This window comes from Streptomyces sp. NPDC001220 (assembly GCF_053597895.1).
In genome coordinates this window covers 1-24,441 of the sequence record NZ_JBSFJE010000028.1, presented here as the reverse complement: position 1 = coordinate 24,441, position 24,441 = coordinate 1, and the positions used below count along the sequence as shown (strand labels likewise).

Annotated in this window: 23 protein-coding genes and 6 pseudogenes; 15 read left to right on the top strand and 14 right to left on the bottom strand. The window is 66.7% G+C overall.

The window, feature by feature from the left end; translation table 11 throughout:
• Positions 1-32: 32 nt before the first annotated feature.
• The 4 genes from ACWDGI_RS41465 (at position 33) to ACWDGI_RS41450 (ending at position 3,407) form a co-directional block, all read left to right on the top strand.
• On the top strand, positions 33-971 hold the full coding sequence (locus ACWDGI_RS41465; protein WP_450768213.1) for an SDR family oxidoreductase: 939 nt from the start codon (positions 33-35) through the stop codon (positions 969-971).
• 78 nt (positions 972-1,049) lie between these two features.
• The gene (locus tag ACWDGI_RS41460) at positions 1,050-1,709 is read left to right on the top strand and encodes an NADPH-dependent F420 reductase (RefSeq protein WP_450768250.1); all 660 of its coding nucleotides are present in this window, start codon (positions 1,050-1,052) and stop codon (positions 1,707-1,709) included.
• Positions 1,710-2,239: 530 nt separating this feature from the next.
• Positions 2,240-2,572, top strand: coding sequence for a hypothetical protein (locus ACWDGI_RS41455; protein WP_450768249.1), 333 nt, complete (start codon positions 2,240-2,242; stop codon positions 2,570-2,572).
• A 121-nt stretch (positions 2,573-2,693) separates the two neighbouring features.
• A complete protein-coding gene (locus ACWDGI_RS41450; RefSeq protein WP_450768212.1) occupies positions 2,694-3,407 on the top strand; it encodes a hypothetical protein in 714 nt (237 codons plus the stop codon).
• 284 nt (positions 3,408-3,691) lie between these two features.
• Here the strand turns inward: ACWDGI_RS41450 and ACWDGI_RS41445 are convergent.
• The 4 genes and pseudogenes from ACWDGI_RS41445 to ACWDGI_RS41430 form a co-directional block, all read right to left on the bottom strand.
• Positions 3,692-3,988: pseudogene (locus tag ACWDGI_RS41445) on the bottom strand (transposase); the annotation flags it as partial.
• A 225-nt stretch (positions 3,989-4,213) separates the two neighbouring features.
• Entirely contained in the window at positions 4,214-4,657 is a 444-nt protein-coding gene (locus tag ACWDGI_RS41440; RefSeq protein WP_450768211.1) for a DUF2267 domain-containing protein, read from the bottom strand.
• A 56-nt stretch (positions 4,658-4,713) separates the two neighbouring features.
• Positions 4,714-5,109 (bottom strand): DUF2267 domain-containing protein, encoded by a 396-nt coding sequence (locus tag ACWDGI_RS41435; RefSeq protein ID WP_450768210.1) that lies wholly within the window; start codon positions 5,107-5,109, stop codon positions 4,714-4,716.
• A 98-nt stretch (positions 5,110-5,207) separates the two neighbouring features.
• Positions 5,208-5,639 carry an Hsp20/alpha crystallin family protein gene (locus ACWDGI_RS41430; RefSeq protein ID WP_450768209.1) on the bottom strand — a complete coding sequence of 144 codons (432 nt, stop codon included), beginning with the start codon at positions 5,637-5,639 and terminating at the stop codon, positions 5,208-5,210.
• A gap of 127 nt (positions 5,640-5,766) precedes the next feature.
• Between ACWDGI_RS41430 and ACWDGI_RS41425 the strand changes: the two genes are divergently transcribed.
• The gene (locus ACWDGI_RS41425) at positions 5,767-6,390 is read left to right on the top strand and encodes a type III effector protein (protein ID WP_450768208.1); all 624 of its coding nucleotides are present in this window, start codon (positions 5,767-5,769) and stop codon (positions 6,388-6,390) included.
• A gap of 298 nt (positions 6,391-6,688) precedes the next feature.
• On the opposite strand, the gene ACWDGI_RS41420 is transcribed toward ACWDGI_RS41425, so the two are convergent.
• Positions 6,689-7,033, bottom strand: coding sequence for an ANTAR domain-containing protein (locus ACWDGI_RS41420; protein WP_450768248.1), 345 nt, complete (start codon positions 7,031-7,033; stop codon positions 6,689-6,691).
• Positions 7,034-7,439: 406 nt separating this feature from the next.
• On the opposite strand from ACWDGI_RS41420, the gene ACWDGI_RS41415 reads away from it, so the two are divergent.
• The gene (locus ACWDGI_RS41415) at positions 7,440-7,982 is read left to right on the top strand and encodes an MOSC domain-containing protein (RefSeq protein WP_450768207.1); all 543 of its coding nucleotides are present in this window, start codon (positions 7,440-7,442) and stop codon (positions 7,980-7,982) included.
• Between the two features lie 407 nt (positions 7,983-8,389).
• Positions 8,390-9,064 carry a nucleotidyltransferase family protein gene (locus tag ACWDGI_RS41410; RefSeq protein WP_450768206.1) on the top strand — a complete coding sequence of 225 codons (675 nt, stop codon included), beginning with the start codon at positions 8,390-8,392 and terminating at the stop codon, positions 9,062-9,064.
• A 110-nt stretch (positions 9,065-9,174) separates the two neighbouring features.
• Here the strand turns inward: ACWDGI_RS41410 and ACWDGI_RS41405 are convergent, their stop codons facing one another.
• Positions 9,175-10,074, bottom strand: a complete 900-nt coding sequence (locus ACWDGI_RS41405; protein ID WP_450768205.1) for an NmrA family NAD(P)-binding protein — start codon at positions 10,072-10,074, stop codon at positions 9,175-9,177.
• Positions 10,075-10,179: 105 nt separating this feature from the next.
• Here ACWDGI_RS41405 and ACWDGI_RS41400 point away from each other — a divergent pair, with 105 nt between their 5' ends.
• A complete protein-coding gene (locus ACWDGI_RS41400) occupies positions 10,180-10,938 on the top strand; it encodes a TetR/AcrR family transcriptional regulator (protein ID WP_450768204.1) in 759 nt (252 codons plus the stop codon).
• A 131-nt stretch (positions 10,939-11,069) separates the two neighbouring features.
• On the opposite strand, the gene ACWDGI_RS41395 is transcribed toward ACWDGI_RS41400, so the two are convergent.
• From ACWDGI_RS41395 to ACWDGI_RS41385, 3 genes and pseudogenes are all read right to left on the bottom strand, one after another.
• Entirely contained in the window at positions 11,070-11,561 is a 492-nt protein-coding gene (locus ACWDGI_RS41395; protein WP_450768255.1) for a hypothetical protein, read from the bottom strand.
• Between the two features lie 7 nt (positions 11,562-11,568).
• Positions 11,569-11,814, bottom strand: a pseudogene (locus tag ACWDGI_RS41390) (transposase); the annotation flags it as partial.
• 821 nt (positions 11,815-12,635) lie between these two features.
• Complete coding sequence (locus tag ACWDGI_RS41385; RefSeq protein WP_450768203.1) at positions 12,636-13,505, bottom strand: NmrA family NAD(P)-binding protein; 870 nt, start codon at positions 13,503-13,505, stop codon at positions 12,636-12,638.
• Between the two features lie 1,017 nt (positions 13,506-14,522).
• Here ACWDGI_RS41385 and ACWDGI_RS41380 point away from each other — a divergent pair.
• Positions 14,523-14,848, top strand: a pseudogene (locus ACWDGI_RS41380) (PTS sugar transporter subunit IIA); the annotation flags it as partial.
• A 305-nt stretch (positions 14,849-15,153) separates the two neighbouring features.
• Here the strand turns inward: ACWDGI_RS41380 and ACWDGI_RS41375 are convergent.
• Complete coding sequence (locus ACWDGI_RS41375; protein WP_450768247.1) at positions 15,154-15,459, bottom strand: GNAT family N-acetyltransferase; 306 nt, start codon at positions 15,457-15,459, stop codon at positions 15,154-15,156.
• A gap of 15 nt (positions 15,460-15,474) precedes the next feature.
• Positions 15,475-15,957 carry a hypothetical protein gene (locus ACWDGI_RS41370; protein ID WP_450768254.1) on the bottom strand — a complete coding sequence of 161 codons (483 nt, stop codon included), beginning with the start codon at positions 15,955-15,957 and terminating at the stop codon, positions 15,475-15,477.
• Between ACWDGI_RS41370 and ACWDGI_RS41365 the strand changes: the two are divergent.
• The 5 genes and pseudogenes from ACWDGI_RS41365 to ACWDGI_RS41345 form a co-directional block, all read left to right on the top strand.
• A pseudogene (locus ACWDGI_RS41365) lies at positions 15,838-16,359 on the top strand (IS5 family transposase); the annotation flags it as partial. The gene ACWDGI_RS41370 and the pseudogene ACWDGI_RS41365 sit on opposite strands and share 120 nt — an antisense overlap.
• A gap of 444 nt (positions 16,360-16,803) precedes the next feature.
• Positions 16,804-18,354 (top strand): pentapeptide repeat-containing protein, encoded by a 1,551-nt coding sequence (locus tag ACWDGI_RS41360; RefSeq protein WP_450768202.1) that lies wholly within the window; start codon positions 16,804-16,806, stop codon positions 18,352-18,354.
• Between the two features lie 136 nt (positions 18,355-18,490).
• A pseudogene (locus ACWDGI_RS41355) lies at positions 18,491-18,657 on the top strand (helix-turn-helix domain-containing protein); the annotation flags it as partial.
• 191 nt (positions 18,658-18,848) lie between these two features.
• Positions 18,849-19,316, top strand: a complete 468-nt coding sequence (locus tag ACWDGI_RS41350; protein ID WP_450768201.1) for a hypothetical protein — start codon at positions 18,849-18,851, stop codon at positions 19,314-19,316.
• A 152-nt stretch (positions 19,317-19,468) separates the two neighbouring features.
• Positions 19,469-20,398: pseudogene (locus tag ACWDGI_RS41345) on the top strand (IS630 family transposase); the annotation flags it as partial.
• Positions 20,399-20,421: 23 nt separating this feature from the next.
• Here ACWDGI_RS41345 and ACWDGI_RS41340 read toward each other — a convergent pair.
• The 3 genes from ACWDGI_RS41340 to ACWDGI_RS41330 all read right to left on the bottom strand — a co-directional run bounded on the left by ACWDGI_RS41340 (position 20,422) and on the right by ACWDGI_RS41330 (position 23,064).
• On the bottom strand, positions 20,422-20,925 hold the full coding sequence (locus tag ACWDGI_RS41340) for an SUKH-4 family immunity protein (protein WP_450768200.1): 504 nt from the start codon (positions 20,923-20,925) through the stop codon (positions 20,422-20,424).
• Positions 20,926-21,594: 669 nt separating this feature from the next.
• Positions 21,595-21,978 (bottom strand): hypothetical protein, encoded by a 384-nt coding sequence (locus ACWDGI_RS41335; RefSeq protein ID WP_450768199.1) that lies wholly within the window; start codon positions 21,976-21,978, stop codon positions 21,595-21,597.
• Positions 21,979-22,296: 318 nt separating this feature from the next.
• Positions 22,297-23,064, bottom strand: coding sequence for a transposase (locus ACWDGI_RS41330; protein WP_450768198.1), 768 nt, complete (start codon positions 23,062-23,064; stop codon positions 22,297-22,299).
• A gap of 155 nt (positions 23,065-23,219) precedes the next feature.
• Between ACWDGI_RS41330 and ACWDGI_RS41325 the strand changes: the two genes are divergently transcribed.
• A complete protein-coding gene (locus ACWDGI_RS41325) occupies positions 23,220-24,125 on the top strand; it encodes a tetratricopeptide repeat protein (RefSeq protein ID WP_450768197.1) in 906 nt (301 codons plus the stop codon).
• The last annotated feature ends 316 nt before the right edge of the window (positions 24,126-24,441 follow it).

Sequence of the window (24,441 nt, the reverse complement as noted above, 5' to 3'; positions counted from 1 at the left end):
GACCCTGCACCGACCCTCACAAGGACAATCAGATGCGCGTTTTCGTCGCTGGGGGGACCGGCCATTCCGGTTCATACATCATCCCCGAGCTCATCGCCGCCGGGCACGAGGTCACCGGCCTGGCCCGGTCGGACGCTTCCGCGGCGGCCCTGTCCGCGCTCGGCGCGAAGGTACGTCGCGGCGACCTTCAGGATCTCGACGGACTCAAGGAGGCAGCCTCGGGCTCCGATGGCGTCATCCACGTCGCGCACAGGCAGGATCTGCTGCCCTCCGGCGGGATGGACGCCGTGGCCGCTGCGGAGCTCCCGATCATGCTCGCGTACGGCGAGGCGCTGGCGGGAACCGGAAAGCCGCTGGTCACGGCGGGGAGCATTGGCTCACCCGGGCAGCTCCTGGGCCGGCCGGCCATTGAGGAGGACCCGGCCCTCCCCGCCGGCGAGGAGCACAAAGGCACCCTGCGGATCCGCAACGTCGTGGAAAGGGCCGTAGTCGACCTCGCCGAGCAGGGGGTGCGGTCTTCGGTCGTGCGGATCGCCAACATCGCCCACAGCACGACCGATCGTGCCGGCTTCCTCCCCACGCTGATCGCGCTCGCGAAGGAAAAGGGGTTCGTCGGCTACCACGGCGACGGCGCGAACCTGTGGAACGCCGTGCACATCCGCGATGTCGCCATTTTGTTCCGCCTGGCGCTGGAGAAGGGGTCAGCTGGCAGATACTGGCACGCGGTTGGGGACGGGGCCATCCCGTTCCGCGACATCGCAGAGGCCATCGCCAGCCGCCTGGGCCTGCCCGCCGTGAGCGTTCCCAACGATGCCCTGATGACGCCGGGTTACTTCGGGTTCCTCACGAATATCGCCACGCAGAGCTACCCGGCGTCCAACCTCATCACCCGCCGGACCCTCGGCTGGGAACCCGCCCGGCCCGGCCTGCTCGCCGATCTGGACAACGGCCACTATTTCCCCGCCGGCTGACAACGGGAACCGGGATCGTAACGAGCCCGGCAACCGGCAAGTTCAGCTTTTATCAAGGACGTTGAGATTATGACGACTGTGGGATTCATCGGAAGCGGAAGCATCGGCAGGGCCCTCGCGCGACTCGCTGTCGGGGCCGGGCACCAGGTGGTGCTCAGCAACTCGCGCGGTCCCGAAACGCTTGTGGACACGGCCGCGGAACTGGGGCCGCGGGCGTCCGCGGCGACGAGCGAAGAGGCCGCGGCGGCCGGTGACATTGTCGTGGTCACGGTGCCGGTCAGCGCCTTCCCCAACGTGCCCGCCGCACCGCTGGCCGGGAAGACGGTCATCGACACCTGCAACTACGGCCCCGAGCGTGACGGACACATCCCCGAGCTCGACAGTAAGTCCCTCACCTCGAGCGAGCTGCTTCTGCGGTACGTCCCGGACGCCCTGCTCGTGAAGGCGTTCAACAACATCTTCTTCAAGCACCTGCTGTCACTCGCCCGCCCGGATGGGGCGGCCGACCGCTCCTATCTGCCGATCGCCGGTGACTTCGCACCGGCCAAGGCGGCAGTGACCGAGTTCATCGACTCCATCGGCTACAGCGTGGTGGACGCGGGAACGCTGGCCGACAGCTGGCGGCAGGCGACGGGCACGCCGGTGTGGGGAACACCGTACGGGCCGTACTCGAACGAGGAGGGCCAGCCGGTCGGCGAGGACGCCATCCGCGCGGCACTGGCCACCGCAACGCGGTAACCGTCAATTATCGCGGACCGTGATGTGCTCCGGCCGCGCCATGCCCCCGCCCGGGGATACCGGGCGGGGGCATATTTCGCACGCAAGGCGTCGAGTCCAGCGAAGGGTCTGCCCCGGCGTCTCGTCGCGCGGAGTCAGGTTCGACGTCGCTGGACCAGGACGCGGACTGCTCCCTGGGAGGCCAACTGCCCGTGCAGATTCGTGCGTGTTGGCCTCCTTAGCTGGTGGTTTGGCCCCGCACGCTGACGTAGTGCAGCTTCCGTGCCGACTGGCGCCTCACCGACCTGATCCGGCACGCCACTACGTGCGGGGCGCCCGATCCGGGCATCGTGTGCCCGGATGACGGTCCGGAGTTCCCCGCCTCGCAGGTGCGGGTCCGGGCGGCCCTCGCGCTGGAGCCCCGCAAGACGCCTGACCCGGCCCGCCGTTCCAGGCGACCCCTATGCGAGGGGTGCACTGCCCCGCACTGAGGCCACCGGCTGCCTCTGCCCCTCCACCTCCCTTGAAAGGGGATACTTCTCGTAGTGACGATGTCCCCTCAGCGCCTTCTCGACCTCGCCGCGGCTGCACCAGTCAGCCACGACGAGGACTTGGTGCTAATCCTTCGCGAAGCGAGCGAGCTGTACCACCAGGGTTTCGACGACCTGCGCCGAGCGGCGGAGGCACGGTGGTCCGGGCTGTCCAGCAGAGACCTGGCGGAGGCCGCGACCGCGGCAGGCATGCGCTGCGACGCGTCCCAGGACCGCGACGAACTGCTACTTCTGGTCGCTGTGTCCCAGTGGGAGATGACTCCGGCGGCGCTGTCGTATGTGGAGATGTCCCAGGTCGCGGCGTGGTCCTGGTCCCGGACGAGTGATGCCTGATGTCGCTCCGCCCGGGAAAAACCTGGGCAGCGTACGGGACCGCCCCTTGAGGTTCCTGCCTTTATGAGACTCGTGAGTCGGGCAGGCCGGCTCGCCTGTGACAGGACGGATCCCAGCTGGCATGACCTCGCACCGAACGCCTCGCCTGGCCGACGCCGCAGAGATCGCGGCCACACACCAGCTGGCCGTCAGCCGGATCTACACTCTCGCCAACGAACGCCCCCTGAACGCGGCCGGTGTGGCCTTCCCCGAGCCCGCCGGCAAAAGAGCCGGCGGCGGCCGCCTGTGGGATGTCAACGCGGTTGACGAGTGGTTCGCCGGGCGTCAGCAAGCCCGGCTCGTCGAGCACGCACCGCCCGCACGCAATCCGCAGGACCTGCTCACCGCAGCCGAGGCGTCCCAGTTCCTCGGCTACAAGAACGCCAACCAGGTCACCACCTTCGTCCGCGAGCATCCCGGGTACTTTCCCGACCCGGATACCGTCGAGACGATGCCGAACTCGAAGAATCCCGACAGTGGCCGGCGGTTGTGGCGCGTGCAGACGCTGCTGGACTGGATGGCCACCCGGCCGGGCAGCGGCAAACGCGTCGGAGCGAAGCGTGCCGCCCCTGCGTTGCCCGACGTCCCGGTCGACGGTGATCCCGACGAGCTGCTGGGGGCCACCCAGGCCGCGGCCCTACTGGGCTACAAGAGCGTCAACAACTTCTCCAGCAGTGTTTCCCAGGGAAACCTTCCCCTGCTGGCCGAAACCGATGAGCTCACGAAGGGCGGCCACCGGCGGTGGACCCGCCGGCGGATCCTCCAGCAGGCCGCCCAGCGCCGTTCGAGACAATAGAGACCGGCGATGCGCGCACTGTCGCCCACCGCCCAGAAGACGCGGCCTCAACGGTTACGGGTGTTGGACCCTTGCGGGCCGGACTGTCGCACCGATGGCAGGCATAGCGTGGTTCGCCACCACGCCCCCGCAGCAGCTCCGGCTGCTGCGGACCGGCCATCGCCCCTTCTCCCGGACAGTCAGCGCACCACGTCGTGCACCCGTGACTCCTGTCGAGGCCCGAGGACGAATCATGGTGGGAACGGTGAACCCGGAGTGTCAGACCAGGGTGTCGTCCAGGCTCAGGCCGTCGGCTGGGACTTCTTCGACCAGCCGAAGGGGGGCTTCTTGGGGGTCAATCGCCTGGTCCTGGGGGTGATAACGGCCCAGGTGATGAGGGTTTCGGAGTGCTGGACGAGCCGCTCGTAATCGCGGGCATGGCGGCGGGCGTTCACCATCCAGGCCAGGCTCCGTTCGACGACCCAACGCCTGGGGATCACGACGAAACCGGTGGTGTCCTTGGGACGGCTGATGGTCTTGACCGTCAGGTTGAGATGGCGTTTGGCCCAGGTCACGAGCTTGCCCGCGTAAGCACGGTCAGCTCAGACGATGGTGATCAACAGACCCAAGCCAGTGGCTCCCGGGATCACCGTCGAAACGACATCCCTGCTGAGCGGCACAGTGGGAGGGGATCGGGGCGGGACCCTGTTTCGGCCCCGAGTGCCGGGTGCAGCACCCGGGGCCGCCGGGCAGTGCCGAGGGGCTTGACGAATCGTGCATGCGCCGCCGTCTGCGATGCCCCCCGGCGCTGGAAGGGCACGGCTCGTTTACGCGGCCGAGGTGAGCTCGGCGCGGCCGAACAGCAGCGCGTAGCCGGTCGGGAGTTGGTGCAGGATGCGGGTGACGAGGTCGTGGCCGGCGTGGGCGGCGACGGCGGAGAACACGGAGCCGGTGTCCCAGCGGGTGGTGGCCAGGGAGGCACCGGAGCGGGCGGCGAGGTCCTTGACGAAGCCCCATCCGGTCAGCGGCTGTGCGTCGGGGATCTGCGCGGTCAGGACACGTGCCGCTTCCAGGGGCAGGCAGGCGGCCAGGTCGACGCGCTCGTCGCCGGTCAGCTGACGTCCCAGCCCCGCAAGGATCAGGCGGACGGCTTCCTCGGCTCTCTCACGGGTGGGGTAGGCGCCTTCGTAGCGGACCTTCTCCAGCATCTGCTCATACGCCGTCCCGTACGGCTGCTGGTGCTCGAGCGGTACGCGCACGTCGGTGATCACTGCGGTGCATGCCTTTCGTGAAGCCGGGGTGCCGGTGCGCGGCACCCCGGTATGGGTCAGGTGGGCTGGGGGCGACCGAAGAGCAGGTCGTAACCGGCGGGGAGCTGGAGCAGGATCTGGCCCAGCAGGTCCTCGTCGGCCGCGTCGGCGACGGTGGACAGCACGGCGCTGACGTCCCAGGCCGCGGTCTGCTCGGTGGTGCCCTCGATCCACGCGGCGGTTGCGCGGACGAACCGCTCCGGCGGCAGCGGCTCGGCGCTCTGCAGCGGGTTGAGCAGGATCAGGGCGAACTCCTCCGGCAGGCGCGCCGCCAACTGGGCGCGGACGTCGCCGACCAGGTGCGCGCCGAGCAGGGCGAGCACCACGCGGGCCGCGCGCTCGGCTTCCTCCAGGGTGTCGTACTCGCCGCGTTCCTTCACGTGGCCGAGGAACGCTTCGTGTCGCAGAGTCATCACGGCGGCCCCCTTCTTCTTCGGACTGCCCACGGGGGTGCGAAGGGCGGGGTGAGGGGGAGATCAGGTGCCCGTCCTCCGCACCCGTGCGGCCGGTGTCAGCCGGAGATCTCCTTGCGGCCGGATCCGACGCCGATGGAGATCTTGCGGGGCTTGGCGCGCTCGGCGATCGGGATGCGCAGCGTCAGCACGCCCGCGTCGTAGTCGGCCTGGATGTGCTCGGTGTCGAGGGTGTCGGCGAGCACGAGCTGGCGGGAGAAGACACCCAGCGGCCGCTCGGACAGCTCCATCTGCACGTCGTCGGCCTTCGTCACCGGCCGCCGCTCGGCCTTGACGGTCAGCATGTTCCGCTCGACATCGACGTCGATCGCATCCGCGGTGACACCGGGAAGGTCGAAGGCCACCACGTACTCGTCGTTCTCGCGGTAGGCGTCCATCGGCATCGCCGACGGCTTCGACCAGGTACCCGGGCCCATCAGCTGCTGCGCCAGCCGGTCCAGCTCACGGAAGGGGTCAGTGCGCATCAACATCGGAAAACACCTCCAGCAGGTTCAGGCAGTTACTGCCAATGCGCTCCACTGACACCGTTGTAACATGTCATCCAATGGATGACAAACACGATGTCGTCCTCTTGACGACAACCCGAGGGAGGTGTCCGTGACCCCGGCCGACCAGCCGCCCACGACCAGCACCGGCGCCCACAGCCCGGCGTCCTTTCTCGCCGCCGTGGCGGCCCTTGCCGCCATAGACGACGCCCTGCGCGACGCCCAGCACGAGACCCCCGACGCCGCCGGCCCCGGCCCGGAGCAGGCGCTGGCCTCCCTGGTGCTGCTGCGCGAGGTGCGCGAGCAGCTCGCCGGATGGGAGACCGGCCTGATCGAGACCGCCCGCGACGCGGGAGCCAGCTGGGCCGACCTCGCCCACCCCCTCGGCGTCGCCAGCCGTCAGGCCGCCGAACGCCGCTACCTGCGCGGCCGTCCCGGCCCGGCCGGGACCACCGGCGAACAGCGCGTGACAGCCACCCGCCAGGCCCGCGCCGCCGAACGGAGCACCGCCACCCGGGCCCGCCGCAACGCGGCCGACCTGCGCCGCCTCGCCGGCCAGATCACCGCACTCACCGACCTTGCCCCCGCCGCCCGCCGCCCGGTGCGCGAGCTCCACGCGGCCCTCGCCCACGACGACCCCGCCGACCTCATCGCCCCCCTGACCGCCGCCCGCCCCCATCTGCTCGCCACCCACCCCGACCTCGCCGCCCGGCTCGACACCCTCACCACCCCGTAGGACGAGGCAACGAGCCCGTCGCCAACCGACGACGCCTGGCCTGCGGGGCTTCAACTGTTCGTGCAGGGCGAGGACCTGGGCGGGCGGGCCGCCGGGCAGCGGGCTGGACGGGACGCGCTCAAGCCCACGCAGCAGTGGCGTCAGGAGTCGGTCCGGTCGATATCCGACCCGCCGTCTCCATCGTCCGACGCATGGTCTACCTCGTCACCGGCGAGCACGCCGCCCCTCCAGCCGCGCCGCCCGCAGCCCCGTGACCACCCGGCGCCCGGGATCTGCGGGGGTTCAGGACGTGCGCCCGTCAGGGAGAAAGTACGTCCACCAGAGCCTGATCCAACGCTTTCCGGAGGGCATCGGGCAACTGTCCGCCGCCCGGCCAGTTCACGATCAGCGCGGCCACTTTCCGGAGCTTGATGTTGGTGCGCTGGGAGACCACCCGCAGCACCTCGAACCCCCGCTCCGGGGGGAGTCCACCCAAGGAGATGACCACGCCGATGGCCTGGTCCACAACCGCATGCGACGTGACCGCTTCCTGCAACTGGTCGATCTCCTGCCTCAGCTCAGCCAACTGCCTGGCAAGGTCCGCCCGCCGAACCACACCTGGCCCGTCACCAGGCACGGGACGCCCGTTCTCCGAGTACTTCATCGCGATCACAACTCCGGGTGCTCTTCCCTGCCCGGGCAGCCATCACCACCGGGCAAATACATGCAGGACGACAACCACTTACCCCTCAACCCGCAGGTCATCAATCCACGCCCGTGCAGCGCGCAGTGACCCTCGCCACTGTCCCGGACAGGCCGCGCCAGCTCACCCTCCGGGCAGGCCGCGCTGCGGCCGGTGGGGGGCGCTGCGGTGGGTGGGGGGCTGCGGCCGGTGGGGCGCTGCGGCCGGTGGGGCGCTGCGGCCGGTGGGGGGCTGCGGCCGGTGGGGGGCTGCGGCCGGTGGGGGGCGGGCGGATCCCTAACAGTCCACCTGCGATCGATCGTGGCTGCTGCGCCTTGAGGCCCCGGCTAAAGTCGTCACTGACCATTCTCACTGGAGGGGACCGAGGATGAGCGGGACAGTCACGGCAGTCAGCAGCAACGGCGAGTACTCGTTCACCAAGCCGAACCGGGAGAGCATCATGCTGCTCGCGGGGCTCGGTGTGGAGGGTGATGTACATGCTGGCGTGACGGTCAAGCACCGCTCGCGGGTCGCGCAGGACCCCACCCAGCCGAACCTGCGCCAGGTCCACCTCATCCATGAAGAGCTCTTCGCCGAGGTCAGTGCAGCGGGATTCAAGGTGGCGCCCGGTGACCTCGGCGAGAACATCACCACCCGCGGCATCGATCTGCTGGGTCTGCCGGTCGGCACGCTGTTGCGCATCGGCAACCATGCAGTGCTGGAGGTGACCGGCCTTCGCAATCCCTGCCTGCAGATCGACAACTTCCAGGATGGGCTGCTGAAGCAGGTTGTCGGCCGCGACGACGCGGGGCACATCGTGCGCAGGGCCGGAATCATGAGCATCGTGAAACAGGGCGGCGCAGTGCGCCCGGGCGACACGATCACAGCAGAGCTTCCCAGCGGGCCGCACCGGCCTCTGGAACGAGTCTGACATCTGACGACCAGCACGGCTGTCGCCGCCCAACAGGGCAAGCCAGCCCGGCGATATGTACGGCTACGCGCTACGACGGGGCTTGTGTGCAGCGGTCTTCGTCGCCAAGGCCTTCGCGGTCTTCTTCTTAGCGGGCGACTCGTGGACCTCGGCTTCGGCACCGGTGTCCTCACCGCGCGTGACCTTCGCTTTGTCCACGGACTCCTGCAGGGCCGCCACCGGATCCAGGACCTTGCCTGCCGTGGCTTCGTCGGTGTGGGGCGAGAACGGTTGATGCCGAGTTCGGGCAACAGATGTTGATCAAGCGGGCCCGGAATGTTGTCGAGTTACGTAACCATCCAGTCGGTGTGTCGGTCAATCGAAGTTGATCGAGGCTGCCCATGGGCGAGTTGTGGTAGGCAGGGCCGGTGATCAGCCGACTCCCTCTTGACCAGCAACTTGAGTCCCTTCGTTCGGTGCTTTCCCGTAACCACGTGTTGACGGAAGTGCTTGCGCGAACTCCGGCATTGGGCCTGCCTGGGTGGTATGTGACGGCCGGGTGCCTGTTCCAAACGGTATGGAACGTGGTCACGGAGAAGCCTCCGACCAGCGGCATCAAGGACTACGACGTCTTCTACTTCGATGGCAGCGATCTTTCCTGGGAGGCGGAGGACGCAGTGATCCAGGCCGGCCGGGAGGCCTTTGCCGATCTGCCCGCAGAGGTTGAGATCAGGAACGAGGCACGGGTTCACCTCTGGTACGAGGACAAGTTCGGTGTCCCGTGTCCGCCGTATGAGTCCGCCGAGGCTGCGATCGACAGCTTCGCCGCGACCACATGCTGTCTGGGAGTACGTGTGGACACGGACGGGCGGTGGCGTGTCTATGCACCCCATGGGCTGTCGGACGTGTTCAACCTCGTCCTCCGGCCGAACCCGGTGCTCGCCCCGCGGTCTGTCTATGAGGCCAAGGCGGCTCGGTGGCAGGAGGAGTGGCCCGAGCTGACCGTTCTGGACTGGCCGTCCACCGAGATCACGGTGACTTCAGACCTCGGCGGCGTTCGTGACCGTATCCCGGGCGACAGACTCAACAAACTTCGGCTGTGACCTGCGGCCACCGTCTCGTCGTCAGTCCACACAACTCACGATGATCAGCGGTGGCCGCACCCATGTCCGCACCGGCCCGACCAGCAAGATCACGACCAACAGCCGGAGTACTAGGCGGTTTCGAGGAGTCGCCTCCGCAGCAGGGCGGCGCCGGATTCGGCAAGCCAGTCCGCGAGCGTACGCAGTCCGGGGTGGATGATGCGCAGCGCTTCGACGTCGGCATGCCAGCGCGATCCGGCTGCCCAGCGCTCCCGGACCTGGGCGATCTCGGGGCTGAGTGCGGCGGCCTCGGTGTGGGTGATCTGCTCGTAGCGCACTGTGGCACCAGTGGCCTCGCTGATTGCGGCAACTGCCTCGGCCGGGGTGGGGGCGTCCCCGGCCAGCTCCAGACTTCGCCCCGCGAATCGGTCCGGCTGGTCGAAGGCCAGCGCGGCGAATTCGGCGATGTCCTCCACCGCGATGATCTGGACAGGTTCGTCCGGCGGGAAGATGTGCCGGTGCACGCCGTGGACGATGCCGTCGACTCCGATGGGTGTCGAGCCGAGATAGTTCGACATGAAGCGCACCGGACGCAGTACGGTCACCGACCGGATCCGCTCACGCAGGTGGTCCTCGATGCGTTTCTTCCCCTCGGAGCCGCCCGGACGGCCCGGCGTGGACGCCACACCCGTGAACACGATGTGCTCGACCCCCACGGCGGCCGCGGCATCGATCAGTGCCCGGCCCCGGGCGAACTCCTGCTCCACGTCGGTGCCGGCCGGCCCAAATGCCACGGGCGGTACGGCGAACAGTGCCGCAGCTCCCCCCAGCGCCGCCGGCAGACTCGACGGGTCGTCGAAGTCGCCGCGCACGAGCTCGGCTCCGGCGGTTTCGAGTGCCTTGGCGGCGGGAGCGGTCGTGTCCCGCACCAGCGCGCGCACCGGCCTGCCGGCCGCCAGGAGCCGACGCGCGGTGGCGCCGCCCTGCCGACCGGTCGCACCGGTCACGACGACCAAGCGGTCAGTGGTCATGTCGTCCTCCGCCCCGGGATTGTCGGTGGGCACGGTCGTGTTGGGCCCGGTGGCGATGTGGAATGCTCCACCCGGTTGAGTCCGACGGACAAGGGATTACGTGACATGACCGCAGCCCCCCACGACATCGGCCGGGCCGATGCCCGCCGCAATCGCACGAAGGTCCTCGCCGCCGCATCCCGGGCGTTCGACGAGCACGGCCTGGACATCTCGCTCGGCGCGATCGCACGGCAGGCGGGGGTCGGCGCCGGCACCGTGTACCGGCACTTCCCGAGCAAGGAGATTCTGCTGGAGGCCGTACTCGTCCAGCAGATCGACGACTTGGTGGACGCCGCTCGACGGTGGGCAGCCCGCACTGACCCTGTCGCGGCGTTCTTCGGCTTCCTCCTGCAGGTCGTCGACACGTCCCACGGGCGCAAGCACGCGTGCGACGCCCTGACCACGGAAACGAGCTGGCCGCGCCCGGGCCTGGCCGCGTCGGCGCGGCGGTTCCGCCAGACACTCGACGAACTGCTCCGCGCAGCCCAGCAGGTCGGCGGGGTCCGCATCGATGTCAGCGCGGACGACGTCGCCGCGCTCACCGTCGGGTGCGCGACGATGCGGGGCGCACACCGCGACCGCAACGGAGGCACCCGCATGGTGCGGCTGGCGCTGGAGAGCCTGCGGAGTCCTGGATCCGTCACGGAAGGGCAGGCGTTCCGTGACATGCCCGGCACGCTTCACGCGGCGCCACGGTGCGATCAGTGCGGTGCCCGGCTCGACGCCCGGCCCACTGGCCGCCCGGCCCGCTACTGCGGGGCGACTTGCCGACAGCGAGCACGTCGCCGCCGTCTCGGACCGGCAAGTTTTCCCAGCGGAGGATGAGCCACTGGAATCGGAAGGCGCCGCGCACTGCATTGGCCGGTGCCCACGGTCGGCTGGTGGCCGGCCACCGCGCTTTGACCCTGCCGACTACTACCGCGAGCGCCACGTGGTCGAGTGCGGTATCAACCACCTCAAAAGGGTGAGGGTCGCCGGCGCGTACCCGAGTTCGTGGACGAAGAGCCCGGTGCGGCCCGGGCAACCAGAGCCGCGAGCGCGTCGCGGAAGCAGTCGTGATCCCGCCACAACGGACGGTCGTCACCCTGCACAGTCAACTGACGCATGGCGTCGGTACCCGGCACGGAGGCCAGACCCCGCAGAACGGCGAGGAGTGCGTCGTTGTGCTGTGTGGGCAGCTCGCGCTCATAGGCCGCGTGTGTGGAGTCGACCCGCATCGGGTCTCCGGGCAGTTCACGCTCGTACGTCACCAGGACGCCCTCGTGGTTCTCAACGTCGAAAATCTCTGAGGCGGAGAACGGCAGCGAGTGCCGGGTTATGTCCGCGTGCCCCTGACGGGTCAGATCGAAATCGGCCGGCGGCCTACCCCAGGCATGCTCATGGCAGCGCGTGATCACCGCCCGCGACGTGTCCCGCTTCTTCGCTGCCCGTAGCTTCCTCAGCAGCACAGCAGCACAGCAGCACAAGATGCAGTTCGTCCCACACGCTGGCCTCGTTCCAGGCGGCGAGGCGCCGCCAGCAGGTCATGCCAGACCCGAAGCCCAGCTCCTGGGGCAGGTGCTACCGCTGGATGCCGATGTGCAGCACGAACAAGATCCCGAACAGCGCCTGCCGGTCCGGGATCCGCGGTCTGCCCTCGACCAGTTTCGGCCCCGGCTCGGGCAACAACGGCTCGATCAGCAGCCACAGTTCATCCGACACGAACCACGACCGCGACTCCCCCTTTCCCACGACGGGACCAACGAGCAACCAGCTCGACAGTCACATGATCGACGGCCTCTGTTAGGACCTCTTAGGGCGGCTGTGGGGCCGTTCTGGGGGCGGATGATGACATGGCCTCGGATGATCGGGGCGCGGGCCAGGGATGTTCGCAGGCTGAAGGTGGATCTCGCTCTCTGGACGCCGTCGTAGCTTGGCTGCGCGCCGACGGCCGCAACGTCAAGGACGAGGATGTCCGGGCCTCGAGCTATCGCACGTGCTCCCGGAGTCCGGCTGCCGCCCTGTGCGTCCGCCGATGCCGGCCATCCATTCGATCATCTTCGGGTGCGGTCGTGTGAGCGTCGACTGGATTGGCGGTGAATCATTCTTCGGATCAACTGCAAGTTTCGGTGTTGATCGGGCCTTTCGTGTCAGGAGTTCCTTGATCCGGGCGATGATGACAGTCAGCTGAGTCCGTCCCGGCCTACGGCTGCCCATGGCGTGGTCGCTGCAGGGCCTCCAGGCGGGGGGGTGGGTGACGGTCCTGGTGTGGCGCAGGACGCTGTTGGTGCTCAGGCCGAAAAGGCCGGTGAGGTGTCTGGCGTCGCCGTCGGTGGCGTGGGCTGCGGCGATGAGGCGGTCCTCGCGCAGGGCGCGGGGGTGAGGGGGCGAGGTGTTGTCTGATTCAGTCCCCGGCAACATGGGCGGTGGCGGTGGGCGAGGTAGGTGTCCAGGCAGTCGCGGACGGGTTCGGCAAGGGGGATGCGGCGGGCGCTGACGGTTGCAAAGGTGCGGCGCGGGCGCAGACCATGCGGTGGGAGATGTCATCGGAAGCAGTCGATGTAGTCGTGGAGGAAGGTCTCCACTGTGCGCGGGGGGCGCCCCAGCAGTTCACTGATGGTTTCACTGGTGCGCTCGTTCTCGCCGCGGAGGATGGCCCGTTCCCGGGTGACGAGCAGTTCGGCCTTGCTCGGCGGGACTCCGGCATCGATCATGCGGTGCAGGAGAGTCCGATCCGGAATGACGCGGAACTCCACGGATGCGCCCAGTTCGGCGGAGATCAGAGCCACCACATCGGGCCAGCTGACCAGGCGGGGGCCGGTGAGGTCGTAGTGGGTGCTCCAGGTAGTGGAATCACGAAGAATGCGGACTGCGACCTCGGCGACATCGCGGTGGTCGCAGAGGGCAACTCTCCCTGTGTCGGCCAAGCCGGTCCAGATGCGCTCGGAGCGGATTTCGGCTGCCGCTGCGAGAACCGAGGCGGAGAAGACCGAGGGCCGGATGGTGGTGTAGGGCAGATCGAGAGCCTCGGCTGCAAAGTCGATACTCCAGTGGCCTTGCTGGTTCAGCCCCAGTGACGACGGGCCCGCGTTGAGGACCGACAGGCGCACCAGCTGCTCCAAGGTGGGCGAGCGGGCGGCGGCATCAAGGATCAGGTGTTGCAGGTTGCCTTCCAGCCCCACCGAGCCCATCGCGACGAACACGACGCGGACCCCCGCCAGGGCTGCATGGATCGCCCTCCGGTCGTCAAGCGGGACCGCGCGGACATCGAGGTCACCGCCTGCCGCGTCGAACAACCGGTGAGCCTTGTCGGGATCACGCACGAGCACTCGAACTGCCTGATGGGCGCCGAGCAGTTGCTCCACGACGAGGCTGCCGACGCGTCCCGTCGCTCCGATCACGGCAATGGCCATGACGTCCTCCTTCTCCTCGCTGGGCTGGCGCGTTCGATGCAGGCACGGCTCCCTCCGTCCCCGGCCCACGGTGCGAGGCGGCGGTCCGCTGTCTTGCGTCCGTGGCCTCATGGAGTTCCCCCGCAGCGCGCGCCAGATGCAGGGACGTACAGGCTTCACGCTCCCGCGTCACAGCACCCTCCTCAAATGGCGTCACCCTCCGCTGCCGCCGGGTGCGAGACAGAACCGCAGGTGTGACAGAACCCGTTCTGTGCCGGACCGACAGGAAGGGCTCGGCACACGGTTGCGGGGCGGGAGTCCAAGAGAATCCCGCCCCGCGCACTCCCCCGGCACAGTCAGGCTCGCCCCCAGGGAACCGGCCTGGCATGTGCTCCGCCACCCCGGCCTCCGTCTCCGCGATGGAGCCGGCCGCGTCGAGGGGCACCGGTCCTGCGCAGGCGCTTGCTTCCTGAGACTCAGGACGAGATACAGGGCCGCGGCGCCCGCGGCGAAGATCACCACCGGGAACAGGCCCGGAACGGGCACGGTGAGGGACCACCCTTCCAGGTGGGCGACGACACGCCCAGCCACCGCCGCGCTGCCCCGGAGCAGGAGAATCACGCAGAGGAGGCCGACGGCGACCGGCCTATTGCGTCCAGTCGTCCGCGCGCAGGCAGCCGCCAACCCTCCCGTGGGGAGGCCGGGAGGGGCGGCAGGCCCCGCCATCACAGGAAGGACGGCAGAGCCCAACAAGGGCCCTCACCTGGGGGATTGGATCGCGCCCGTCCCCACACCATGCATCACAAACCAGCCACACGGATAGATCCTGACCGAAAGTATTCGATCCCCCGGCAGCTGAGGCAGTCTGCAGGCGCGGGATGCGACACGCACGCAGGGGATCTTTCTCCCCGTCTTGCATCGTGATCACTCGTCCGCATGGTCCGCGTTGATGTCGGCGACGGTCTCATCGTGCAAGGCCGCAAGATCGGACGGATGGTGCGTCCGTACGTTGCGGATGCCAAAGCAGAGGTGCTTGCAATGACGTCAGTGTCGTCCCGGCTGGCGGACAATGCGGTTGGGCCGGCTGCCGTGCCCGATCCCGTGTTCTCGGGCGCCATGGTGGGTCCGGGCACCGCGGTCGACCCGATCCGGGAGGCTGCTGAAGCAGTCGCCCTGTGGACGGAGTAGTCGTGAAGCTGGACCCTCATGCCTTCGTTGTAGTAGACGACCAGGGGCACGGAGTGTTGGTGCACCTGGGTATCAACACGGTTCAGCTCAATGGTGAGGGCTTCGAACTGCTGGTCGACAAGGGCGACACAGTTCAGCGAGGACAGGCCACTGGCCGGTGGGACCCTGCTGGAATTCACGATCCCCAGCCGCGCGGAGCTGGACCGGATGCGGCGAGTGAACCGCAACCAGTCGGCCCAGCGCAGCCCTTCGGTGCAGCGGGCCGGCCACCGAAGGCCTGCTGATGTTCATGGAAGCCTACGAGGCGGAAGAGATCGATCTCGGTGACATCCCCCCGGCCCTGCGCACCCGGCTGATGACCAAGTTGAGGGAAGAACTGCCGGGTGACGACGCCTAAGGGATGTCCCGCAAACCGAAGTCAGTGGCCAGGGGGGCGAGAGGGTTGATGGGCGGGGCGAGGGTGAAGGTTGGGAGGTGCCGATCAGTCCCAGCGCATGTCGATGCGCCCGGCGAAGTTGTCATACCCGGCACGCTCGAATGCTCGGGCCATCGGCTGGTTTCCCAGATCGGTGTCTGCGGTGACGCGTTCGGCGCCCTGGGCGGCCAGCACCTGGGTCCCTTTGGCGAGCAGTTCGTTGACGAAGCCCTGGCCTCGGTGGCCGTCGATTACGCCGAGGTAGGCGATCACGAAGCCGTTCGGGCTTTGCGCCGGAACAACCAAGCCGATCGGTTCGCCCTCTGGGCAGACCCCGATCCGCCACCATGCGCACGGACTGGGATAGCTCAGCAGTTCGTCGTGGTATTACACGCGTGCGTAGTCGTTGGCCGAGGAACGGGCGACGTCGGCCTGGCTGTAGGCATCCAGCGTGCCCGGCAGGATGCGGGTGAGAAGATCGATCGCTTCCTCATCGGTGCTGACCGGGCGGAGGGTCAGACTGCCACGGTGTGAAGGCATTGGTGTGCTGGACGTCCAGCGATAGCGGAGCCTCTGGACGAAAATCTTGCCGCCGGTGCGTTCCACCACCTCCATCCGGTCGTTGATGCGACGTTCAGTGGTGGCGTCGTCTCTCCAATTCGCCGGGAGGGGCTGGAGAACGTACGGGGGCGGCAGGGTGCCCGCAGGGAAGAGCGCGGTGAGGGCGGTGCGCAGCAGATGCGCGCCAATGTCTATCCGGAGCGGGGCGCCGTGGGCGTCGTCGATGTCGAGGGTTGTCCGGGCCCTCAAAGGGGGCAGCTGACGGGACCGAATCCGACCGACCGCGGCAAGAAGGGTTCGAAAATCCACCTCATCGTGGACCGCCAGGGTCTGCCTCTGTCGGTCGACATCTCCGCCGCGAACCTCCACGACAGCCAGGCCCTGATCCCGCTGATCCGCGGCATCCCGCCCATCCGCTCCCGTCGCGGCCCACGACGCCGACGGCCCGGCAAACTGCATGGCGACAAGGGCTACGACTACCGCTTCCTGCGGCGATGGCTCGCATCCCGCGGCATCCGGCACCGTCTCGCTCGTAAGGGCGTCGAGTCATCACGACGCCTGGGCCGGCACCGCTGGGTCGTGGAACGGACCGTGTCCTGGCTGTCCGGCTGCCGACGCCTCCACCGCCGCTACGAACGCAAGCCGGAACACTTCCTCGCCTTCACCGCCATCGCCGCAACCCTCATATGCCACCGCCGACTCACCAAGTGAAATGACGTCTTATTACCGCATGAGCAGAAGTTGACCAGAGTCGAAGAAGTCATCGGCATAGGCACCATAGCCCTGGAAGCCGACCTGCACCGGTACCCCCCGCGAAGCCGCCACACGCGACTTCCACGAGCAGGTGACGCCCCCCAACGAGGGGCCACCAGACTCGAACTCCCGTTCTAGCAGGCCAACCACGGTGCGGGCGCGAAGCTGTCGTTTGTGATGTAGGACCTGCGCGGAATCGGAAGGTCAACGACCGCGCCGCGCCCCTGGCTCCTCAACCTGCCGAAACCAACCAACTTCAGCACCACGAGCAGGGAAGATAAGTGCATGACCATCCCGGGGACGTCTAATTGGCACACCTGTGGGCACCGTGCAGGTTGTGCCGGAATCCGCGCGCTATGGTGGGACAGATGCTTGGCTCATCTGGACCGTTCACGGCGATCCGTGGCACTGCTCGCGATAGCCGCTGGAAGCCCTGCCGACTTCCGTGGAGTCTCGTTCACAGCCGAGCTCTTTGAAGAGCTGGTGAATACCACAAGGTTCTTTTATGAGGTGCGATTCGACTCGGCTACTTTCCTCGGCGACATCACCTTTTCCGGACCTTATTTAAGAGAAGAATGGGCGGCGTCGTCCGATGCGGTATTTATTGGTGACGCCAGCTTCAACGGTGCTACATTCAAAGGTAAGGCAGACTTCCACTATACCGCGTTCCGAGGATTCGCCGACTTCGATGACGTCACCTTTGAGGGTGACGCGATATTCGATAATGCATCCTTCTCGAATAGTACACAATTCTCTCGGTCAAGATTTCTACAAGAAACCTCGTTCGTCGGCGTAAAAATTGCCGGTAACGCCGAATTCAAGAAAGCTCGGTTCGAAGGTGTATGGGAAGGGGTCATGGTATGCGGCGGCGTAGTTCAATTGCGCGACACAACCGCGGAGAGCGCACTTAGGCTCCAGCTGGCCGCGTCCGATATCGACTGCACAGCGGCAACCTTCAAGGGTCCCACTTCCCTACAACTGCGCCACGCGAGAATAGATCTCACTAGCGCGACACTTGGCGACCAGGCGTCGCTGGTAAGCCACCTCGGAGAATTTGAACTACCCGACGGCAGAAGAATGGACGAGTCGAACTTTCTGTTCCGAAATCTTCCGAGGGTCGTCTCGCTGAGGGGCGTAAACGCCGCACAGTTGACCATCATAGATCTATGGATGGACGAGTGCCGATTCTTCGGGGCGCGAAATCTTGACCAAATTCGCATTGAAGGTGAGTGCTTTTTCGCAGGCCCCGATCACCACGTGACCAGAATGGGAATACTACCATTTCGTTGGTCGCGGAGGGTGGCCATAGCGGATGAGCACCAATGGCGAGCGCGCCACATTCAACACAGAGCACGCTCGTGGAACGATCACGATTACGATATACCGGGAATCCTGGTTGAGCCCGCCCATATTGCTAGCCTTTACCGACAACTACGAAAGGCGCTTGAAGACAGCAAGTTCGAACCGGGTGCAGCAGATTTCTACTATGGCGAGATGGAGATGCGACGCCGAGATTACCTTCAAACTTCGCGAGCAGAGCGTTGGCTGCTCCATCTTTACTGGCTGATTTCCGGATATGGACTACGCGCTTCCCGCGCACTCGGGTGGCTCGCCGTATCTGTTGCGACGACCATTCTGCTAATGATGGGTCTCGGATTGCCTGATTCGCCATCGAAACAAAGCGTCACCGGAGTGGTGCCGCCGACAGGAAGCTCCATCTCCCTGCAAATCGACACGGAGGATCCTACCCTACGGACACCTGTTGCTGACAGATTCACTCTCGACCGTGCGGACGCAGCGCTCCGCATAGTACTGAATTCTGTAGTATTCCGCGCAAGCCCTCAGAGCCTGACGACGTGGGGCACATATACGGAGATGGTCAGCCGTTTCAGCGAGCCCGTTCTGCTAGGTCTAGCTGCTCTGGCAATTCGGGGTCGAATCAAGCGCGGCTGATCGGGCCAGGAATTACGGAAAGAGTCAGTGGTCGCCGAGATCCATGCAAAGAGCTCTGCTCCCACTACTGAACTTGATTGGTGATGTCGGGTCGTTCGGCCGAGCGTTGAGCTCGCTGTGCTCCACTGCTGTCACTGTGAGGTACACGCAGCAGGGCGGCGGCTTGACCGACACCCAGAGAGCAGCCCGGCAGCTGGTACGGCTGGATGCTGTGGCTCGGTTCGAAGCCGGGGACAGGAACCAGTCATCGCCGCCACTCTGCGGGTGTCTGAAAGATCGGTGAAACGGTGGCCGCCGACCTGGGTCTGATCACCCGGACGGTGAAGCACGAGCTCTAGATGATTCAGTACCGGCCCCAGCTGCTCGATGGCTGTCTCATCGGCACGGGCCTGGCTTTCGAGGCATGCCCCGCCTGGAGAACCTGTCACCCAAATGCGCGTTCGGTAACATCGCGTCGCCTGGATGAGGTTTCGCCTGATGAATCGAGTGAGCTCGTGAGTGACGATGTCCTCTCTGTCATTCCGACCGATCCGCACTGGCAGCCTGAGCCGGCCGCGGCTGAGCGTGCTGCGTCGCTCGTGGAGGACCTGGCCCCTGGGCTCCCCGACGGCGTCGACGTCGAGATTGACGTCACCTGGCACGACGCACTCACCGTCGTCGACTGTGGTCAGAATCTGCAGAAGATCGGTTGTCCCCAATGCGGCGCGTCGATCGACACCGAGTGGTGGGCTGACCTACTCGAAGCTCACTGCGACGACGGCTTCGCGACCCTTGCCTTGGTGGTCCCGTGCTGCGGCGCTGCGACCTCGCTGGACGCGCTGGAGTACGACTGGCCCTGTGGCTTTGCCCGATTCGAGATCGCCGTCTGGAACCCAGAGCGCGCCTGGTTCAGCGACGAGGAACTGACCGCCATCGGGGACGCACTCAGACATCCGGTGCAGCAAGTCAGGGCCCACATCTGACACACGTCAGCCCGCGACAAACCCGACATCACTTAGTTCAGTAGTCGCGCCGCACACTCGACTTCCGCAGTCGTGAAGAGCAACACCAGGACATGCCCGGATGGGGCCATCCAACTGCCTGGCCAGCGAAGCTATTACCGCATCAGCAAGGGTTGACCGAGCGGTCGGTGAAGCGGTGGCGCCGGGCCTGGCGCGAGCGCGGCCGGGTCGGGGTCCTGTCGCAAGGCTCTCCGGGACGGTCCCGGCTCAGCACACCGCAGGTCGCCAGGCTGGAGCGGGAGTTGGAGCGTGGCCCGTTGATCCACGGCTGGGCGGACCAGCGATGGACGCTGGCGCGGGTCAAGACGTTGATCGGCCGGCTGTTCCACGTCTCCTACACCGTCGAGGGCACGTAGCGGTTGCTGAAGGCTGGAGTTGGCAGCAGCCGGCCCGGCGCGCCATCGAGCGGGACGACGATGGGTCGAGGTGTGGAAGAAGGAGACCTGGCCGCGGGTAAGAGGACCGCGGCGGAGCGCAGTGCTTGGATCGTCTTCGAGGACGAGGCCGGGCAGTCGATGGCTCCGCCGCGTGCCAGGACCTGGGGCCGGATCGGGCAGACCCCGGTGGTGAGGGTGCGGGGCCGGGGCTCGGGGCGGGCGTCGATGGCAGGCATGGCCTGCTTCAAGCCGGGCCGGCGGTCCCGGCTCATCTATGCGATCCGCGAGTATCGGGGCCGCAAGGATGAGCCGAAGGTCTTCGGATGGCGGGACTTCCGCGACCTGGTCGTCCGCGCTCGAATCCAGCTTGGGGGCCCGATCGTGCTGGTCTCGGACAACGTCCGCCTCCACCTGACCGCTGGCATGAAGGCATTCATCGAGGCGAATGCCTCGTGGCTGACCGTGTTCCAACTGCCGGCTTACGCCCCTGACCTCAATCCGACCGAGGGCATCTGGGCGCTGGTGAAGCGCAACCTGGGCAACCTGGCCGCTGCGGACCTCAGCGAGATCACCAGAGCCGTGAAACGTCGGCTCAAGAAGATCCAGTACCGCCCTGACCTTGTCGATGGCTGCATCGCTGCCACCGTCCTGAGCCTGGACGGCTGACCAACGTGGGGGACTGGTCCGGATCACGCATCCCAGTCCGCATAGTCTCCGATCGCCACGTCGTCGCAGAAGGTCTCCCAGAACCCGTTGTCCGCGAAAGCGGTCCCGTCGATGCCGGAGACTAGCTCGCGCAGTTCTTCCGCCACCTCCTCAAACCCCTCCTCGTCGTCCGCATAGAACGGGAAGCGTGCGATCACGGCCGCGATGCATCGGCCGAAGGAGTCAAGGTCGCGGTTCACGTGATGGGTCGTCGATGACTCGACATGGGGGATCTGCACCACGTGACCACTGGCCACATCGATGGCGATACGTCCGAACAGGCCACTCGTCGCGATGGCGACCAGCCCCCGTTCACCGATCTCCCCGAAGTACACCGGCTCGCTCAGTGGCCGGTACTCGTATCCGATCAACCCGCAGGGGATACAGGTCTCCCTGAGATCGACAGCGATCTGGGTGGGCACCTCGGATGGCGTCTCGACGGCGATCAAGACGAACTCGGGCTTCGGCAACTGCGGCAGGGGCTTCACGGGAAGATCGTCTCCCGATGGACTGCCCGGCAATACCCATAGGCCCGCGAGGCGCGCAACTCCCGCCTGGCAGCCGACCCCGACATCACCTATTCAAGTTCAGTAGATCGCCCAACACACGGCTTGAGATCATTAGCGGGACAGCTCTTAGAGAGCGTTTCCTTGATCGGTGGTCAGTTGACCGGATGTGTCCGTCGATCTTGCTGGCCAGAAGATCATCACGGGACGCCACTTAGGTGGGCTGTCCGGTCATCCGGTAGCTGACCAGCGATCTGCAGAGTGCCTCTGAGCAGCGAGAATGAGAATTCATGAAGTCCTGCTTTTTGCGTCGACGGGAGGCGCTCCCCCGGGTGAACGACCGCATGGTGCCGGGCTTACGCGGCCTCGGGAGCAGGCAGCGCCGATATTTGGCTTCGACACAGGATGTCGCGACCGGTACGACGGAGCGACACGCCATCTTTCACATCACCGGTGATCGCGCCGGGGAACCGGGGGCTTCAGCTCGATGATGGTGCCGTTGAAGGTGCGTCCAGCCGCCGAAATACTCGTTGGAGGCGATGGCGAATGGCCCAGCGGCTGGTCGACGAGATCTTCGCTGCCCTCGACGAGGCTGAGCGCTCAGGTTGGCCCGTCTGGCCAGCCTGAGCGCCGAACCCGGAAGCCTGCTGACTACAGGGCCGCCTCGCGGAAGAGGGCCAGGAGGGTCTGGGCCGACGGGGCGGCCGCGTCGAAGAACTGCGTGGCCAGCGTGGGTGGCACAGCCGTTCCATGCATCCGGACCTCATGACAGCTGAAGCAGAATGCCGCCTCGAACAACGCGAGGTCGAGGGTGTCCTCGTATGCCCGGATGCTCCAGCCTGGCGAGAAGCCGCAGCGGTACTGTTCGCTGCCGGGCAGGGTCTCGATCAAGGCCAAGGCGTCGGCGGCCTCACTCCCGGCCCAGTGGGTGACCACCTCGCCAGGGAATGGGGCGCTCCGCTTGGTCGGGAGGGCGGAGATCCTGATGACTTCGATCAGCGCGGTGGCTGCAACGGCTTGTGCGGGGAGCTGCATGGACGCAGTCTGCCCGCCAGTCCGACGGGCGCCTACGGCGTGTCATGAGAGGCAACCTGCCGCCCGGCGGCGTGTGATGCCGAGATCCAGCAAGCCAACTCCCCCTTTCAGTCACAACACGCCAGCCACCGACTCCAGCCGAGAGCCGAAAGCCGAGAGCCGACCAGAGCTCGCAGAACGCGCTCTGAGAGCACAAGGGGTCTTCCACACGATGCCTTTGACCTCCGGCCAGGACGTGAGGCCGGCCGTCTAAGTCTTGTCCTGTAACTGGTCTTCGAATAGGCATGGGCCAGGTCGGTCGCCGTGCGGCACCCTCCTCTACCCGGCGAGGGTGAGGTTGTGCAGGTAGGCGATGCCGCTCATGGCGTGGTGTACGCCTTCACCCTTGAGACGGCAGTCGCGCAAGATCTTCCACGTCTTCATGCGGGCGAAAGCGTGCTCGATTCGGGCACGGACCTGCTTGTGGGACTTGTTGTGTGCCTGCTTCCAGTCCGGGAGTTCCTCGCCCTTTCGGCGCCGGTGGGGCATCACGAGGCTGGTGCCCGGGTAGCCGCCGTCCGCGATCGTCATGGTGCGGCCGACGGCGGCCTTAACCCCGGATTCCTCCCATGCCTTGCAGTCGGCGCGGTTGCCGGGCAGCGGCCGGCCCACCACGACGACCAGACGGCTGTCGGCGTCGATGACGACCTGGTGGTTGGTGGAGTACCGGTAATTCTTGGACTGCTCGGCGACCGCGTGGTCGCGCGTGGGCACCAGGGTGCCGTCCACAATGAGCACGGCGTCCTTGCGGAACCGCTTGCGCGGCCGCAGGGCGAGTAGGGCACCGAGATGCCCGATGATGCGGTCGGCCGCGGACTTTGAAATCCCGAACAGCGGGGCGAGCTGCCGCAGTGTCAGGTTTGTGCGCCAGTACGCGGCGACCAACAGAACCCGGTCCTCGAACGGCAGCCCCCAGGGCCGGCCCTTGCGGACCGGGTCCGCGCCCTCACGCCGCAGCGTAGTGATCAGCTTGCGGAACTGCCGCGGGCTCAGCCCGGTGAATGGGGCTATCCAGGACGGTTCCGACGCCGCAATCACTCCTGCCACAACAAGATCATGGCATCGTCTCCAGCGAGCCATGGGGTGACGGCCGACAGAGTTCGGGCCAGAGATACCCTCGGACGATGTCGAATCGGGCGGTAGCAGCTGGAGTAGGTCTCGCGCGAGTGATGGCCCACTGCGGGGGCAGCCCTTCAGCAGCTGTGCACTATCTGGCGGGTGCCATCGCCTCCGCACCTGAGAACCCCGAGCCCTATGCGGTGCTTGCCGAGTTGTGGAGGGACAAGCCGTCGGAGCTGGCCGAGGTCGTTCAGGGTGCCGACTCGTTGAGGATGGTACTGGCGCAGTCGTACATCAGTTTCCTTCAGGGCGACATGGACGGCGCAGCGCTGGCGATCGGATCGGCCACGGGTGTGCGACCCGACATCGCCTGGGCCAAAGCTCCCTGGTTCAGCGATGAACGATTCCTCGGTGTGGTGAGTGCCGATGCGCTGGCCGAGGCCGCAATGCGGACGATGGACTACGGCCGTGATCTGGACACCGAAAGCATGCGGGAACGTTTTCGGCCCTGGTTCGAAGCCGTCGACGCGGTCTCTGCCCGCCAGCCGTTGCCGGAGGCGTTGGCCAAGATGGCGATCTTGCTGCGGGCGTGCGGTCTCACCGATGCGTCGTTTGCCCTCTGCGACCAGGCGGACTCCGTGGAGCGGATCATGCTGACGGAGGTTGTGCGAGCGGGCACGTGGCGCAAGCGGGGTGATCTTCAGCAGACCGTGGCGGCGTTCGAGCGCGCTCTTGCCCTGGAGCCGGCCAACTGGTCGCTCTACCTGGACCTGGCCGATGTGCGTGCTGAGCAGGGCGACTTCACCTCTGCGGTCCGGCTGATCGACCAGGGGATGAGGTACGAGCCGACTGAGCTCTCACTTCGCGCGGCCGGGGCTGCCTACCGTGCACGACTGACCGGCTCGCGTGCCGATCTGAGCGAACTCATCGAACTGGCGCCGTATCTGCCGAACGACTCGTACCGGGACCTGCTGATTGATCACGCGTGTGCTGGCCCCGCGCTGTCGGCCGAACTCGTGGCTGCGGCCCGGCGCTTTCACAACAGCTGAGGCTCCGCTCCTCCACGAGCAGCAGCTCCCCAGCAAGTGCCCAGCAGCGCGACCGAAGCCTGGTGTTGCGGCGTGACTGCCACTGCAAGGCGACAGCGTCCACGCCTTGGCGCTTGGCGCCGCCCGGCTGCACAACCCACTCTCGGCCGCATGGCTCGGAGCTCCCCAACGCAGGCGATCCACCCCTGTTGCAGTCGAAGATCAGTTACGGGACAAGTCTTACTGATCGTTTCAGAATGACGAGCGCGGCAGCCGAAACGCGGCAGCGCGGCTGTGTGTCAAGCGCGGTCGTGCACTTGAGCCCAGACATCGCCGC